14 protein-coding genes are annotated in these 13,950 nt (G+C 67.7%); 8 read left to right on the forward strand and 6 right to left on the reverse strand.

What is annotated here, in order from left to right:
- The first annotated feature begins 40 nt into the window (after positions 1-40).
- From ACSDHM_RS17180 to ACSDHM_RS17200, 5 genes are all read left to right on the forward strand, one after another.
- The gene (locus ACSDHM_RS17180; protein ID WP_111200489.1) at positions 41-835 is read left to right on the forward strand and encodes an SDR family NAD(P)-dependent oxidoreductase; all 795 of its coding nucleotides are present in this window, start codon (positions 41-43) and stop codon (positions 833-835) included.
- 98 nt (positions 836-933) lie between these two features.
- Positions 934-2,823 (forward strand): MFS transporter, encoded by a 1,890-nt coding sequence (locus ACSDHM_RS17185; RefSeq protein WP_353762325.1) that lies wholly within the window; start codon positions 934-936, stop codon positions 2,821-2,823.
- Positions 2,824-3,052: 229 nt separating this feature from the next.
- Positions 3,053-3,340, forward strand: coding sequence for a CD225/dispanin family protein (locus tag ACSDHM_RS17190; protein ID WP_005419784.1), 288 nt, complete (start codon positions 3,053-3,055; stop codon positions 3,338-3,340).
- 34 nt (positions 3,341-3,374) lie between these two features.
- Positions 3,375-3,653 carry a CD225/dispanin family protein gene (locus ACSDHM_RS17195; RefSeq protein WP_005419785.1) on the forward strand — a complete coding sequence of 93 codons (279 nt, stop codon included), beginning with the start codon at positions 3,375-3,377 and terminating at the stop codon, positions 3,651-3,653.
- A 43-nt stretch (positions 3,654-3,696) separates the two neighbouring features.
- Positions 3,697-4,122 carry a DUF2752 domain-containing protein gene (locus ACSDHM_RS17200; RefSeq protein WP_005419786.1) on the forward strand — a complete coding sequence of 142 codons (426 nt, stop codon included), beginning with the start codon at positions 3,697-3,699 and terminating at the stop codon, positions 4,120-4,122.
- Positions 4,123-4,705: 583 nt separating this feature from the next.
- Here the strand turns inward: ACSDHM_RS17200 and ampE are convergent.
- From ampE to ACSDHM_RS17225, 5 genes are all read right to left on the reverse strand, one after another.
- Positions 4,706-5,593: a regulatory signaling modulator protein AmpE gene (ampE, locus tag ACSDHM_RS17205; RefSeq protein ID WP_088497349.1), complete on the reverse strand. Its 888-nt coding sequence runs from the start codon at positions 5,591-5,593 to the stop codon at positions 4,706-4,708.
- A gap of 146 nt (positions 5,594-5,739) precedes the next feature.
- The gene (nudC, locus tag ACSDHM_RS17210; RefSeq protein WP_088497350.1) at positions 5,740-6,645 is read right to left on the reverse strand and encodes an NAD(+) diphosphatase; all 906 of its coding nucleotides are present in this window, start codon (positions 6,643-6,645) and stop codon (positions 5,740-5,742) included.
- A 119-nt stretch (positions 6,646-6,764) separates the two neighbouring features.
- On the reverse strand, positions 6,765-7,157 hold the full coding sequence (gene erpA, locus ACSDHM_RS17215) for an iron-sulfur cluster insertion protein ErpA (RefSeq protein ID WP_252744863.1): 393 nt from the start codon (positions 7,155-7,157) through the stop codon (positions 6,765-6,767).
- 31 nt (positions 7,158-7,188) lie between these two features.
- Positions 7,189-7,653 (reverse strand): bactofilin family protein, encoded by a 465-nt coding sequence (locus ACSDHM_RS17220; RefSeq protein WP_053497672.1) that lies wholly within the window; start codon positions 7,651-7,653, stop codon positions 7,189-7,191.
- Between the two features lie 4 nt (positions 7,654-7,657).
- Positions 7,658-8,401 (reverse strand): DUF6776 family protein, encoded by a 744-nt coding sequence (locus ACSDHM_RS17225; protein ID WP_005419791.1) that lies wholly within the window; start codon positions 8,399-8,401, stop codon positions 7,658-7,660.
- A gap of 179 nt (positions 8,402-8,580) precedes the next feature.
- Between ACSDHM_RS17225 and ACSDHM_RS17230 the strand changes: the two genes are divergently transcribed.
- The 3 genes from ACSDHM_RS17230 to ACSDHM_RS17240 are packed head-to-tail and all read left to right on the forward strand — an operon-like array spanning position 8,581 to position 13,368.
- The gene (locus tag ACSDHM_RS17230; protein WP_252744862.1) at positions 8,581-9,198 is read left to right on the forward strand and encodes a DUF4126 domain-containing protein; all 618 of its coding nucleotides are present in this window, start codon (positions 8,581-8,583) and stop codon (positions 9,196-9,198) included.
- A gap of 44 nt (positions 9,199-9,242) precedes the next feature.
- Entirely contained in the window at positions 9,243-11,132 is a 1,890-nt protein-coding gene (locus ACSDHM_RS17235) for an EAL domain-containing protein (RefSeq protein WP_252744861.1), read from the forward strand.
- Position 11,133: 1 nt separating this feature from the next.
- Positions 11,134-13,368 carry an ATP-binding protein gene (locus tag ACSDHM_RS17240; protein WP_088497352.1) on the forward strand — a complete coding sequence of 745 codons (2,235 nt, stop codon included), beginning with the start codon at positions 11,134-11,136 and terminating at the stop codon, positions 13,366-13,368.
- A 1-nt stretch (position 13,369) separates the two neighbouring features.
- Here ACSDHM_RS17240 and bfr read toward each other — a convergent pair whose 3' ends face one another.
- Entirely contained in the window at positions 13,370-13,840 is a 471-nt protein-coding gene (gene bfr / locus ACSDHM_RS17245) for a bacterioferritin (RefSeq protein ID WP_005419804.1), read from the reverse strand.
- Between the last annotated feature and the right edge of the window lie 110 nt (positions 13,841-13,950).

Here is a 13,950-nt window from a genome sequence, read left to right on the forward strand (position 1 = left end):
CCACGCGGATACTGGGCAGCTCCCGCCCCGGATCATCACCATGAAAATCGAACTCAGCGGCCGCACCGCGCTGGTCACCGCCTCCACCGCCGGCATCGGCCTGGCCATCGCCCAAGGCCTGGCCAGCGCTGGTGCGCGGGTCATTGTCAATGGCCGCAGCACCAGCAGCGTCGAGCGCGCCCGCCAGCATCTGCTCGCGGCCGTGCCGGGAGCCGACGTATTGGGTGTCGCCGCCGACCTCTCCGATGCGGCCGGTGTCGATACGCTGCTGGCTGGGCTGCCGAGGGTCGACATCCTGGTCAACAACGCTGGCATCTTCGGCCCAGAGGATTTCTTCCAGACCGATGACGCCACCTGGGAGCGCTACTGGCAGACCAACGTGATGTCCGGCGTACGCCTGTCGCGTGCGCTGCTGCCAGCGATGGTCGATGCCGGCTGGGGCCGCGTGCTGTTCATTTCGTCCGAATCGGCGCGCAACATCCCGGTCGACATGATCCATTACGGGGTCAGCAAGACCGCGCAGCTGTCACTGTCGCGCGGCTTGGCCAAGCGCGTGGCCGGCAGCGGCGTCACCGTCAACGCGGTGCTGCCTGGCCCGACCCTGTCCGATGGCTTCGCGGCGATGTTCGAGGATGAACGCCGGCGCAGCGGCAAGCCGCTGGAGCAGATCGGCCGCGAGTTCGTGATGGCACACCGGCCGTCCTCGGTGATCCAGCGCACTGCCACGGTCGAGGAAGTGGCCAACATGGTGGTGTACCTGGCGTCGCCGCAGGCTTCGGCCACGTCCGGTGCGGCACTGCGCGTGGATGGTGGCGTGGTCGACGATATCGTCTGAGTCCGACGGCAGGTGTGCGGACCAACGGTCCGCACCCACAGGTCCGCACCCACAGCGGATGGGCAGGAATGCTAGGCTGCGCCGGTCAAGGAGGTTCCATGTCCGGTCACAACCAGTTTGCCCTGCTCCGCCAGCGCCGTTTCCTGCCGTTCTTCGTGGTACAGGCGCTCGGTGCTTTCAACGACAACGTGTACCGGCAAGCGATCATCAGCATGTTGCTGTTCATGGCCGTGCCAGAGGAGGAACTCGGGCTGTACGCCACGTTGGCACCGGCCATCTTCATCCTGCCGTATTTCCTGTTCTCGGCACTGGCCGGGCAGATCGCCGACAAACTGGAAAAATCGCGGTTGATCGTGATCACCACCACCATGGAGATCGTGATCATGTCGCTGGCGGCGGCCGGCTTCCTCACCCAGAGCCTGCCGGTGTTGCTGGTCGCCCTGTTCTGCACCGGCATGCAATCGACCCTGTTCGGCCCGGTGAAGTATTCGGTGCTGCCGTCGGTGCTCAGGCCCGAGGAACTGACCGGCGGCAACGGCCTGGTCGAGATGGGGACCTCGATGTCGATCCTCTCCGGCATGATCGTCGGCGGCCTGGTGTTCACCGTGGCCGGGAGCCACGGCACGGTGGTGGCTGCGTGCGCGATCATCGCCCTGGCGATCTGCGGCAACATCGCCGCGCGCCTGATTCCCAGGGTCGATGCAGGCGACCCGACCCTGAAGATCAACTGGAACCCGTTGCCGGAATCGCTCGCGGTACTGCGCATGGCGCGCCAGCAGAAGGCCGTGCGCAACTCGATCCTGGGCGTGTCCTGGTTCTGGTTCGTTGGCACCGTGCTGACCTCGCAGCTACCGGCCTACGCGGTGACCAACCTGGGCGGCGAGCCGACCCTGTACATCTTCGCGCTGGCCCTGTTCTCGGTGGGCACCGGCGTCGGCTCGCTGCTGTGCGAGAAGCTGTCAGCCCGTACGGTGGAAATCGGCCTGGTACCGCTGGGGGCGTTCGGCATGACCGCGTTCCTGCTCGACCTGTACTTCGCCCGCAGCGGCGAAGCGACGGTGCACGGACTGACCATCGCGCCGTTCCTGCAGCAGCCCGGCAGCATCCGCATCGTCATCGACCTGGTCGGCATCGGCCTGTTCACCGGCATCTTCGTGGTGCCACTGTTCGCACTGATCCAGAGCCGCACGCCGAAGGCGCAGATGTCGCGCGTGTTCGCCGCACTGAACATCCAGAACTCGGGCTTCATCGTCGCTGCGGCGTTGCTGTCGCTGGCCGCGCACACGCTGCTGCACTGGACCATTCCGCAGCAGTTCCTGGCGCTGGCCATCGCCAACGCGCTGGTGGCGATCTACATCTTCACCATCGTCCCCGAATTCCTGATGCGCTTCCTCAGCTGGCTGATGGTGCGCACCCTGTACCGGCTGCGCCCGCACGGCATCGAGGCCAACGTGCCCGACGAAGGCGCCGCGCTGCTGGTCTGCAACCACGTCAGCTACATGGACGCGCTGATCCTGTCGGCGACCATTCCGCGCCCGGTGCGCTTCGTCATGTACTACAGGATCTTCAACATCCCGGTAATGCGCTGGATCTTCCGGACCGCCAAGGCAATCCCGATCGCCGGTGCGCGCGAAGACCCGGCACTGATGCAGCGGGCGTTCGACGAGATCGACGCTGCGCTGGCCGAAGGCGAACTGGTCTGCATCTTCCCCGAGGGTGCGCTGACCCGCGACGGGGAGATGGCGCCGTTCAAGTCCGGCGTCGAGAAGATCCTCGAGCGCCGGCCGGTGCCGGTGGTGCCGATGGCGCTGCGCGGCATGTGGTCGAGCATGTGGAGTCGCCGCGACAGCCGCCTCGGCCGCATGCGGGTGCCGCGCCGTTTCCGCGCTACCGTCGAGGTCGTGGCGGCACCGGCCGTCGATGGCCACGCCACCCGCGCCCCGGTGCTGGAGGCGCAGGTGCGGTCCCTGCGTGGCGATCACGCCTGATCGGCCCGGCGGCCGTCGGTAGCGCTTCCAGGCGATAGCCCCAATCCTCGGAATGACGGCCTCTGTCTCATGACATAGGCCCGTCAAATAGCGCCCAGTCAAGGGCCACACACACCACCATCTGACTGTAAACGCATACATGCAGCGCAGGTTGAGGTAGATTACGCACCCACAGGGGGGAGGTTCGGCCAATGCACCAAGGCCGGCCACCAAGGAATGGAGTCTTGCTTTGAATCAACCGCCACCGCTCAGCCGTCCCGTCTACATCCCCAACCATCTGGTCTGGGCGATCCTGACGACGCTGTTCTGCTGCCTGCCGTTGGGCGTGGTGTCGATCGTCTATGCCTCCCAGGTCGATGGCCGCCGCGCGGCCGGCGACCTGCCGGGGGCCTACAGCGCGTCGCGCAAGGCGGGCTGGTGGGCGGTGGCTTCGGCCGTGGCCCTGCCGGTCCTGTTGCTGTTGTGGTTCGGGCTGTTCGGCGGCTTGGCCGTACTGGGCGCTCTTTCCGACCAATGATTCACCACCACCACCCATCAAGGAGCTTGAACCCATGAATACCGCCACTCCGCAGGTCCCGAACAATCTGGTCTGGGCCATCCTGAGCACCCTGTTCTGCTGCCTGCCGGCCGGCATCGTGTCGATCGTCTACGCCGCCCAGGTCAACGGCAAGCTGGCCGCTGGCGACATCGCCGGTGCCCAGGAATCCTCGGCCAAGGCCAAGAAGTGGGCCATCTGGTCGGCCATTGCCGCCGTCGTGGTCGGCGTGCTGTACGGCATCCTGATCGTCGCTCTCGGCGGCATGGGTGCGATGAGCAACAGCGGCTACTGATCCGCGTGGACGGATCCGGCGCCTGCGCCGGATCCGTTGCTGCATGTCCGCCCTGCCCACCCGATCCCGACTGGCCCGCTGGGCACCACTGCTGGCCGCCACCGGCCTGGCCGCCGGTGCCGCGCTGGTGCTGCGCAACGTCAATCCGTATGTCGCCGGCAATCCCTTGCCGAGCTGCCCGCTGTACGCGCTGACCGGCCTGTACTGCCCGGGCTGTGGCAGCACCCGCTGCCTGTATTCGCTGGTCCATTTCGACCTGCCCGGCGCGATGGCGATGAACCCGCTGCTGGTCATCAGCCTGCCCTTCCTCCTGCTGATGCTGCTGAACGTCGCCGGCATCCGTCCGCGCCTGCTGGACCCGCTGATGCGGGTGCTGGCCAATCCCACGTTCTGGCTCTGGGTACTGCCCGGGTATGCGCTGCTGCGTAACCTGCCGTGGGCACCGTTCACGGCGCTGGCACCGGTCTAGGATTCCAGCCAACGGCGCAGCCCCTCGTGGCGGGCGGCGTTTGAAGGCAGAAGCCTTGGGGTCGGCCGGGCGGGATGGGTTTGCGGGGGACGCCGTGAATCCGTCCGTGGACGCTTGGCCGCGGCATCCATGCCGCGGACACCCCCGCAAACCCATCCCGCCCGGCCACGGACAGTTTCCGTGTGCGTCCACCACGGAAAAGAAAGAGAAGATCAAAAGCGGAAGCGGATCGCTTCGCTCTGCATCCACGCATGGCGTGGATCTACCGTGTCGACCAAGGTCGACACCCACCGGCAGTCGCAGTTGACCCACCGTCACCGGGAAACTGTCGGGGGTGGGGCGGTGTGGGGCCGCAGGACCGTTGGCGCCATGGATGGCGCCATCGAGCCTCCAGGGGTGAGGGCGCTTTGCTTGCGAAGCACTGCTTCGCAAGCGCCTGAACGCACAGCCGCCAGCGGCTGGGCCGGTTTGGGGGTTTACGGCGTGTCCTGCAGCCCCACACCTCCCCGCCCAACCGTCAGCAACCCAGAGCCGCTGTTGCTGTTGCCTCTGCAGGTGCAGGGCTGCAAGCCCTGCAAAACAACTACGTCACCCAGCCTGCAATCACCAGCAGGGCGAGGATCGCCAGCCACAGCAGCAGCATCCGCCACACCAGGCTCATCGCATCACGCAGGTCCGGCAGCCGCTGCCACACCGGCAACAGCCCCGCCTCGGTGTAATCGTGCGCGTCCTCGCGCAGCTCGGCGTTGACGCTGGCCCGCGCCACCGCGCCCAGGAACCCGATGGTGCCGACCAGGCGTTCGCCATGGGCCTGGCGCCAGGCCTTCCACGCCGTATCGAAGTTGCCGACCAGCGCCATCGAGAACGCCATCAGCTGCGCTACCGGCCACTCGATCCAGCCCAGCAGGCGCTGCGCCAGCGCCAGCGGCTCCACCGGCACGCGTGCACGCATCGGGCTTTCCGCCATCAACGCCAGCAAGCGGTAGCCCAGCGCACCGACCGGGCCCAGCAGCAGGAACCAGAACAGCACCGCGAACCAGCGACGCAGCGCATTGAGCACGGTCGCTTCGACCAGCGACGGCACGTCTTCGCGCAGGCTGCCACCGGCGGCCTGCAGGTTGCGCACGGCTGCCTGCCGCGTCGCGGCGTCGTCCGCATCAATGATGGCTTCGATATCGCGATCCAGGTCGCGCGGCCCCCAGCACCAGGCCAGCACGGCCACGCCCAGCAGCAGCGACGGCAGGCCGAACAGCACTCCGCGCAGCAGCCACGCCAGCAGCCCCATCAGCAGCAACGGCGGCAGCAGCGCCAGCGCCACTCCAGCCGGTCCCTGCCAGGCCTTGCCACCACGCGCGTCCAGCCAGCCCAGCCAGCGCCGGAAGCCGTCGAAACGGCGCATCGAGGCGGCAGCGGCCGGGGCAACGTGGCCCAGGGCCAGCGCCACCAGCACGGCGGCCAGAGTGGTGAACATGGCAGGTCTCCCTACGAAACAGAACGCTCGGCGCCGCTACCTTACCTGTCGCAGTGGTGCCCTCGCGGGTGAACCGGACTGTAACCCGGGCCGTGTTCAGGTGGCGGCAATACAGCTGCCACGATCGGCCCGGCCGAAACGCCGGCTCAGCCCCGCTGCTGGCGGTACCAGTGTTCGATCAGGCTCCGCGAAATCGAGATCGGTGGCGACAGGCGGATGCCCTGGCCGTCGTCCTCCACATCGCGCGCCAACGCGGCGCCGACCTCGTCGGCACTGAACCAGCGCGCGTCTTCCAGCTCGCCATCCACGGTCGGCAGGTCGTCATGCGCCTGTGCACGGAAGCCGACCATCAGCGCGCCGGGGAACGGCCACGGCTGCGAACCGAGGTACTGGCAGGCGGTCACCCGCACCTTGCTCTCCTCATGGACTTCGCGCACCACGGTCTGCTCGAAGGTCTCGCCAGGTTCGACGAAGCCGGCCAGCACCGAGTAACGGCGCGGGGCCCAGTTCGACTGTCGGCCCAGCAGCAGCCGGCCCTGGTTTTCCACGGCGACGATCACCGCCGGATCGACGCGCGGATAGTGTTCGGTGGAACACTGCGCGCAACGGCCGACGAAGCCGCCACGGGCAAACGCCACCGCGCCGCCGCATACGCCGCAGAAGCGGGTGCGCGAGTGCCAGTAGGACATGCCACGGGCATAGCTGAAAGCGGTGGCATCGGCCATCGGCCACAACAATGCAGCCTGGCGCAGATCGAGTCGGCGTGGCGCGCTCACGGTGACATGGGTGGCTTCGACCGAGAACCATGCCTGATCACCGCGAAGCCCCAGGAAAACTGCGGCGCCCGGGCCACCGCCGACGTCGGCGCCGGTCAGCGCCAGCGGCTGGTCGTCATCGCCGGTGAAGGCGCTGCCATCGTGATCGAGGACGAGGATGCGCGCGCCCGGCCACAGGCGCGCCAGTGCATCGGCATCTTCGCGCAGGGCATCGGCGCGCTCCAACGGTTCGCCAACGAAGGCAAAACCGGAAAGCGGCGAAGGAGTATTGGGCATCCGCCAAGCGTGCCGCCAATCGATGCAGGTGGCAAGCCGCAGGCTTTGCGGAAACCGTCTGTGGGTGTGGAGCTTGCTCCACACACCTTGTCGCGCGGGACACAGGCCCCGCGCCCTGCTTACATGCTGAAACTGCTGCCGCAGCCGCAGGTGGTCTTTGCGTTCGGGTTGCGGATCACGAACTGGGCACCCGTCAGGCTCTCGGTGTAATCCACCTCCGCGCCCATCAGGTACTGCAGGCTCAGCGGGTCGACCAGCAGGGTCACACCGCTGGTCTGTACCGCCAGGTCATCCTCGGCACGGTTCTCGTCGAACTCGAACCCGTACTGGAAGCCCGAACAGCCGCCTCCCTCGATGTACACACGCAGGGCCAGGTCGGGGTTGCCCTCTTCCTGGATCAGGGATTTGACCTTGGCGGCCGCCGACTCGGTGAAGTTCAGCGGGCGCTCCAGCGATTGGTAATCGGGCGCGGCAACCGAGGTGGCGCCGGGCAGGGAGACTAGCGTGCTCATGCTGCCAGCATGGGGGTGCCGACGACGGCTTTCAAGCCATCGCCTCGGCCAGCTTGCGACGCGCGGCGGTATCGCCCTTGCCATCATGGGCGTCTTCGCCTTCCGGCGCCGGCAAGGCTGCCATCGGGGCGCTGGCATGGATCAGGCGGCCGTTCAGCTGCGCGCCCGCGTTCATCTCCACCACCTGGTAATGGACGTTGCCATTGACCCGTGCGCTCGGGGTCAACTCGACCTTCTCGGTAGCGTGTACATCGCCGTCCAGGCGGCCACTGATGACCACCACCTGGGCCCGGATCTCACCTTCGATCACGCCGTGCTCGGCAACCGTCAGGGTCGCACCACTGGCGCCTTCGGCGGCGATCACCTTGCCGTGGATGCGGCCTTCCACATACAGGCCACCACTGAATTCCACATCACCGCGGATCACCACCTGGTTGCCGATCAGGGCATCCACCACCAGCTGGCCTTCACGGTTGGATTTGCTGCTTCCGAACATCTGCCTACTCCCCTTTGCTGGCCGGCGCACCGGCCTGTTTCCAGTCGAATACCTGGGTGGTACCCCCCGTACCACTCCCCAATGTCACCCGCACGCGTTGCGGGGTGAAGTCAGCCGGCAGCATCACGCTGCCGGTGAGCTGCTGGAAGTACCGGAACGAGTAGTCCTGTCCCGGCACCTTGCTGCGCTGGTGCAGATCATCCCAGCTGATCGTGGCCAGCTTGCCGTTCTTCACGCCTTCCACGGTGAAGCGCATCTGCCCCTGGCTGATGGCCCCGCGGTTGAGGTTCTGGGTCAGCACGGCGGTGTACTGCCAGGTGCCGGCCGCTTCCGGGCTGAACTCGATCGAATGGGTGTTCAGGCCCTTGCGCTGGCTGGTCGAGCCGACCAGCCGCTCATAGAAGGCAACATCGGCGCGCAGCCCGGCGATTTCCTCATCGCGCTCGGCCAACGAGGACTGCACCTCGGTATTTGCGGCACGGCTGATGCGGTCGGAGGCTTCCAGCGTGGCCTGCTTCTGGCGCAGCTCGGTCAGCTGCGCCTGCAGCGCCTCGGCACGCTTCTCGGCGGCCTGCAGGCGCTGGCCCTGGGCATCGCGCGGGGTGGCCATCCAGCAGCCGCCAAGCACCGCCAGCACCAGGCTGAGCAGCCAGATGCCGCCGATCACCAGCAGGCGGCGACGGTCGGCAGGCGGTTGCGGCGCGCCGGGCAGGCGGACCTGCACGCGCATGGGAGGACGGTTGGTCATGGGTGGTTTCCGGGGTATCGCAAGGGCGACACCGGTACGGCCCCTGTGGCAAACGACGGGCTAGTGTATGACAGGACGGGTGGGTTTCCTGCGCAGTGGCCGGCCACGGTCGGTGGCGTTCAGGCACGCCATCGTCGATAGTGTGGCCCCCTGCACAGTTCCGTCGCCGGAGCATCGCCATGACCGAAGCCCACCTGTTCGTGATCGGCATCCTGCTGGCCTGGCTGGCCGGTATCCGCGTCTACCTCACCGTGTTCGGTGTCGGCCTGGCCGGGCTGCTTGGCTGGGTCGATCTGCCCCCCGCCCTGCAGGCCACCGAATCATGGTGGGTGCTGGGCACCTCGGCGGCGCTGGCGGTGGCCGAGTTCTTCGCCGACAAGATCCCTGGCGTGGATTCGGTGTGGGACCTGGTGCAGACGCTCGCGCGCGTACCCGCCGGCGCATTCCTTGCGGCGGCCACGCTGTCGCCGGATGGCCAGCTGGGCACCGGTGCGCTCGCCGCCGGTGCCGGCGTCGCCCTGGCCAGCCATGGCCTGAAGGCCGGTACCCGCGCCCTGCTCAACACCTCGCCGGAACCGGCCAGCAACTGGGTCGCCTCTGCGGCCGAAGACACCGTCGTGATCGGTGGCCTGGCCCTCGCCCTGGCACACCCGTGGATCGCGCTGGTCGTGGTGCTGGCCTGCAGCCTGGCCGGTGCGCTGCTGGTGTGGCTGGTCTGGCGCGCCCTGTGGAAGGGCGTGCGCTGGCTGGCGCGCGGTGCATCGGCAGCACCGCCAGGGCACACCGGTACCGGCTGAGCGCCGGGCTTGTCGCATAATGGACGCGAACACCAGGAGCACCGATGGCCGCAAACGAATCCCCCGCGGGCGCCCGCCCGGGACGCGCTGAAACCCCTCCGGCCGACCATTGGCAACGCTGGGCCCCCGAGACGGCGTCTCCGGCCGTGGTCCCACCGATGGCGGCGAGCCCATCCCCTGTCGCGGCCGATGCGTCCACGCCGGCCAACAGCGCGCCGCCGCCGCTGCCCGGCCCGGTCGCACTGGCCGACGCCGACAACAACGATCTGGCCCCGTCGCCATCGGACTCGCCCTACCGCGTGCTGATCGTTGAAGACGATCGCGCGCAGGCCCTGTTCGCGCAGAGCGTGCTGCACGGCGCCGGCATGCAGGCGATCGTCCACAACGATGCCGATGCCGCGCTGCAGGCCATCAAGGAGCACCGCCCCGACCTGATCCTGATGGATCTTCACCTGCCCGGCCTGGACGGCATGCGCCTGACCGCGCTGATCCGCCAGCAGCCCGGCCTGCAGCTGCTTCCGATCGTGTTCCTCAGCGGTGATCCGGATCCGGAGCGCCAGTTCGAAGTCCTCGACAGCGGCGCGGACGACTACCTGAGCAAGCCGATCCGGCCCCGCCACCTGATCGCAGCGGTGGCCAACCGCATCCGCCGCGCACGAGCCCAGGCCGCGACCCTGCCCGGCGCCACCGGCGCACCGGCCACCAGCAATCCGGAAACCGGCCTGCCGACGCGCCACCACGTGCTGCAGCAGCTCAACACCGCACTCGCCCACCGCGATCAGGGCGGCGTGTTCTTCATCGAAGTGGCCAGCGCGCTGGGCCTGCGCGAACGCTATGGCTATGCCGCGTTTGAACGGCTGATGGTGCAGGCCGGGCAGCGCCTGGCCGAAGCCGGCCATCCGCACCTGCTGGCACGCCTGAACGACAACAGCTTCCTGCTGCTGGCCCGCAGCGCCGACGAGGACGCCCTTGACAGCATCGCTGCCAGCCTGCGCGAGCAGCTGTCGGCACGTGCCTTCGTGATCCGCGACGACGAATCCGTGCACCTGCGCGGCGTAGTCGGCTATGCACCGCTGTCACCAGGCTTCGACGATGCCAGCAGTGCGTTGGAAGCCGTCGAGCGCACCACCCTGCAGGCGCGCCTGCTCAGCGCCGGGGTGGCCGGCCATGTGCACCGCCAGGCAGTCACCGAACAGGAACACCTGGCGCTGCTGGAAGGACAGCTGGAACTGGCCTATCAGCCGATCGTCGCTGTTGCCGGCGGCAACACCGCGCAGTACCAGTTGCTGTTGCGCCTTCGCCAGGCCGACGGCACCGTGCTGGCGGCCGGGCAGGTAATCCCGGCCGCGGAAGCCGCAGGCCGCATCGCCGATCTCGATCAGCAGGTGATGGACCACGCGCTGGGGCTGCTGGACCTGTACCGCCACGCGACGCAGCCACTGAACCTGTTCGTCTCGCAGTCGCTGCGCACCCTGCAGCGCGACGCCTTCGCCGACTGGCTGCTGGAATCACTGCAGCAGCGCGACCTGCCGGGCAGTGCACTGGTGATCGACGTGCGCCTGCCGGACGCACTGATCCACACCGTGCCGCTGCAGCAGTTCTGCCAGCGCATGGCCAGTGCCGGGGTGCGCTTCTGCCTGAGCCAGTTCGAACCCAGCGGCGAGGCCGATGCCCTGCTGAACCAGCTGCCGCTGTCGTTCGTGCGCATGGCTGCGCGCTTTTCCAGCAGCCATGCCAATCCGGCCACGCGCGAGGAGCTGCGCAAGGCGATCGATCAGGCCCATGCCGCCGGGCTGCAGATCATCGGCCAGCAGATCGAGGATCCGCAGGCTGCGGCGGCGATGTGGGTCGGCGGCGTCGACTACATCCAGGGCAACATGGTGCAGTCGGCCGGCAGCGACCTGAACTTCGACTTCCACAACGCGGTGCTCTGACGTGCCGCTGTGGGGCGTGCTGCTGGTTGCCCTCGCCGCGGCCACCATCGCGCTGATGGCGCTGGGCCTGCGGCTTCGTGCGCGCGACCGTGCGCTGGCGCAGCTGCAGCGCACGCACGGCGCGCTGGCCGCTGAACGGGACCAGCTACGCCATACCACTGAACGCCAGGGCCAGCTGGAACAACAGCTGCTGCAGGCCAAGCAGGCCGCCGAGGCGGCCGTGCTTGCCAAGGGCGAGTTTCTGGCCACGATGAGCCACGAGATCCGCACCCCGCTCAATGGCATTCTGCCGATGCTGGAGCTGATCGCACGCGGGCCACTGGGCGAGGACCAGCGGCAGATGCTGGCCACCGCCTCGGCCAGCTCGCAGCAGCTGCTGCGCATCGTCGACGACATCCTCGACTACTCCCGGCTGGAAGCACAGGCGCTGGAGCTGGAAATCACCAGCTTCAACCTGCGCGATCTGCTCGACGGCGTGGTGCAGCTGATGCAGCGCGCCGCCGACGCCAAGGGCCTGGCACTGGGCCTGCAGCTGGATCCATCGGTGCGCCTGCCGGTGCGCGGCGACCCGGTGCGCCTGCGCCAGGTGCTGAGCAACCTGCTGGCCAATGCGATCAAGTTCACCGCCCGCGGCCAGGTGCAGCTGCGTGTGCTGCGCCTGGGCGAAGGTGCCGCGCAGCACCAGCTGCGCTTCGAGATCATCGATACCGGCATCGGCATCGACGACGCGCTGCAGGCACGCCTGTTCCAGTCTTTCAGCCAGGCCGACGCATCCACCACGCGCATCTACGGCGGCACCGGCCTGGGCCTGGCCATCTGCAAGCGCATCATCGACCTGATGCATGGGCGTATTGGTGTGCAGTCCACGCCCGGCCAGGGTGCTACGTTCTGGTTCGAGATCCCGCTGCTGAAGGTTCCTGGCGACCTGCCGGCGATGACGCGCGCGCCGGCACCGCTGCTGCTGTTCAGTGCCGATGCAACGCTGCAGGCACGCATCGAGCGCATCGCTGCCCACCATGGACTGCAGGTGGAGGTGCTGGCGCAACTGGACAGCGTGGTCGAGCGCCTGCGCGCTCCCGCGCGGCCCGGAAAACCGGCACCCGCCTGGCTGCTGGTCGATGCGCGCGCACGCCGCAACGGCGAGGCCACGCTGCAGCTCGCACTGGGGGAACGCGACGACGACGATGCACTGCAGGTACTGTGGCTGCAGGAGGATGCGATTGCGCAACGCCCCCGCCAGCGCCAGCTGCCCTCCCACTTCGACGACGCCGCCCTGCATGCACTGCTGGCGGCACCGGTCGCCTCTGCCCGCCCCGCTGCGCTGCTGGCCAGCGCGGAACACGAGCAACCGGCTGCCACGCTGCCGCCGCTGCATCTGCGCGTACTGGTGGTGGAGGACAATACGGTGAACCGGATGGTGGCCGAGCAGCTGCTGCGGGTGTTCCAGTGCGAGGTGCGCAACGCCGCCGATGGCGAACAGGCCCTGGCCGCCCTTCGCGAAGGCGGGCTGGACATCGTGCTGATGGATTGCCAGATGCCGGTGCTGGACGGCTACGCCGCCACGCACCGCTGGCGCGCCGAAGAAGCGGAAACCGGGCGTGCGCGACTGCCGATCATCGCGATGACCGCCAATGCGATGGCCGGCGACCGCGAGCGCTGCCTGCAGGCCGGCATGGACGATTACCTGTCCAAGCCGATCGCGCGCGCAACGCTGCATGCGCTGCTGCAGCGCTGGGGTGGCGGTAAAGCCGCAGCACCTGCACGGCCTTCTGTGGAGCCGGGTGATGCTCGCCTGACGGCCAATTGCAGTCGCACGCCATCAGCCGAGCATGGCGCGGCTCTACAGAATCCGGAAAAGCAGGTGGCGCCAGCACCACAACCGGTGCTCGACCGCGATGTGCTGGATGAACTGCACGCGGTGATCGGCGATGCTGCCACCCAGATCGTCACGGCATTTCTTGAAGATGCGCCGGCGATGGTGCAGCAGTTGCAGCTGGCCGCGCGGAACAGCGATGAACCGCGCATGCAGGCCGTCGCGCACAGCCTGAAATCATCAAGCGCGAACGTGGGGGCGTTGTCGCTGTCGGCGATCGCGCAGCGGATCGAGCACGAGACCCGTAGTGGCAGCCTGCAGCGCCCCGCAGTGGCGGTGGCGCTGCTGGTTGCGGAATTCGCCCGGGCGCGCGTTGCACTGACGGGCTACCTGGCACAGCATCGCGCCGGCCAGGACCGCTGATTCACTCTTCCAGCTTGCTCAGCAGGTACTTCGGCTCGCCGATACGCTCGATCAGGTCGAGCTGGGTTTCCAGCCAGTCGATGTGTTCTTCCTCCGAGTCGAGGATCTTCACGAACAGCTGGCGGCTGACATAGTCGCCAACCGAATCGGAATAGGCCACCGCCTCGCGCAGGGTGACCACGCCATCGCGTTCCAGCGACAGGTCGCACTGCAGGATTTCGGTGGGGTTCTCGCCGATGCGCAGCTTGCCCAGCGCCTGGAAGTTCGGCAGGCCTTCGAGGAACAGGATGCGGTCGGCGAGCATGTCGGCATGCTTCATCTCGTCGATCGATTCCTTGTACTCGTGTTCGGCCAGTTCCTTGATGCCCCAGTTCTTCAGCATCTTGGCGTGCAGGAAGTACTGGTTGATCGCGGTCAGCTCGTTGTAGAGGACCTTGTTGAGGAATTCGATGACCTTGGTGTCGCCCTTCATGGGGATGCTCCTGCACGCTGAAAACGCAGGCACTGTAACGCCTTGCGTGCGGTGGTGAAGGAACGCGAATCGTGCGCATTGGCCTGCGCGGTTGCAGGTGAAGGACGCGA

The organism is Stenotrophomonas sp. T8 (assembly GCF_051853085.1).
Taxonomy (GTDB): domain Bacteria; phylum Pseudomonadota; class Gammaproteobacteria; order Xanthomonadales; family Xanthomonadaceae; genus Stenotrophomonas; species Stenotrophomonas sepilia.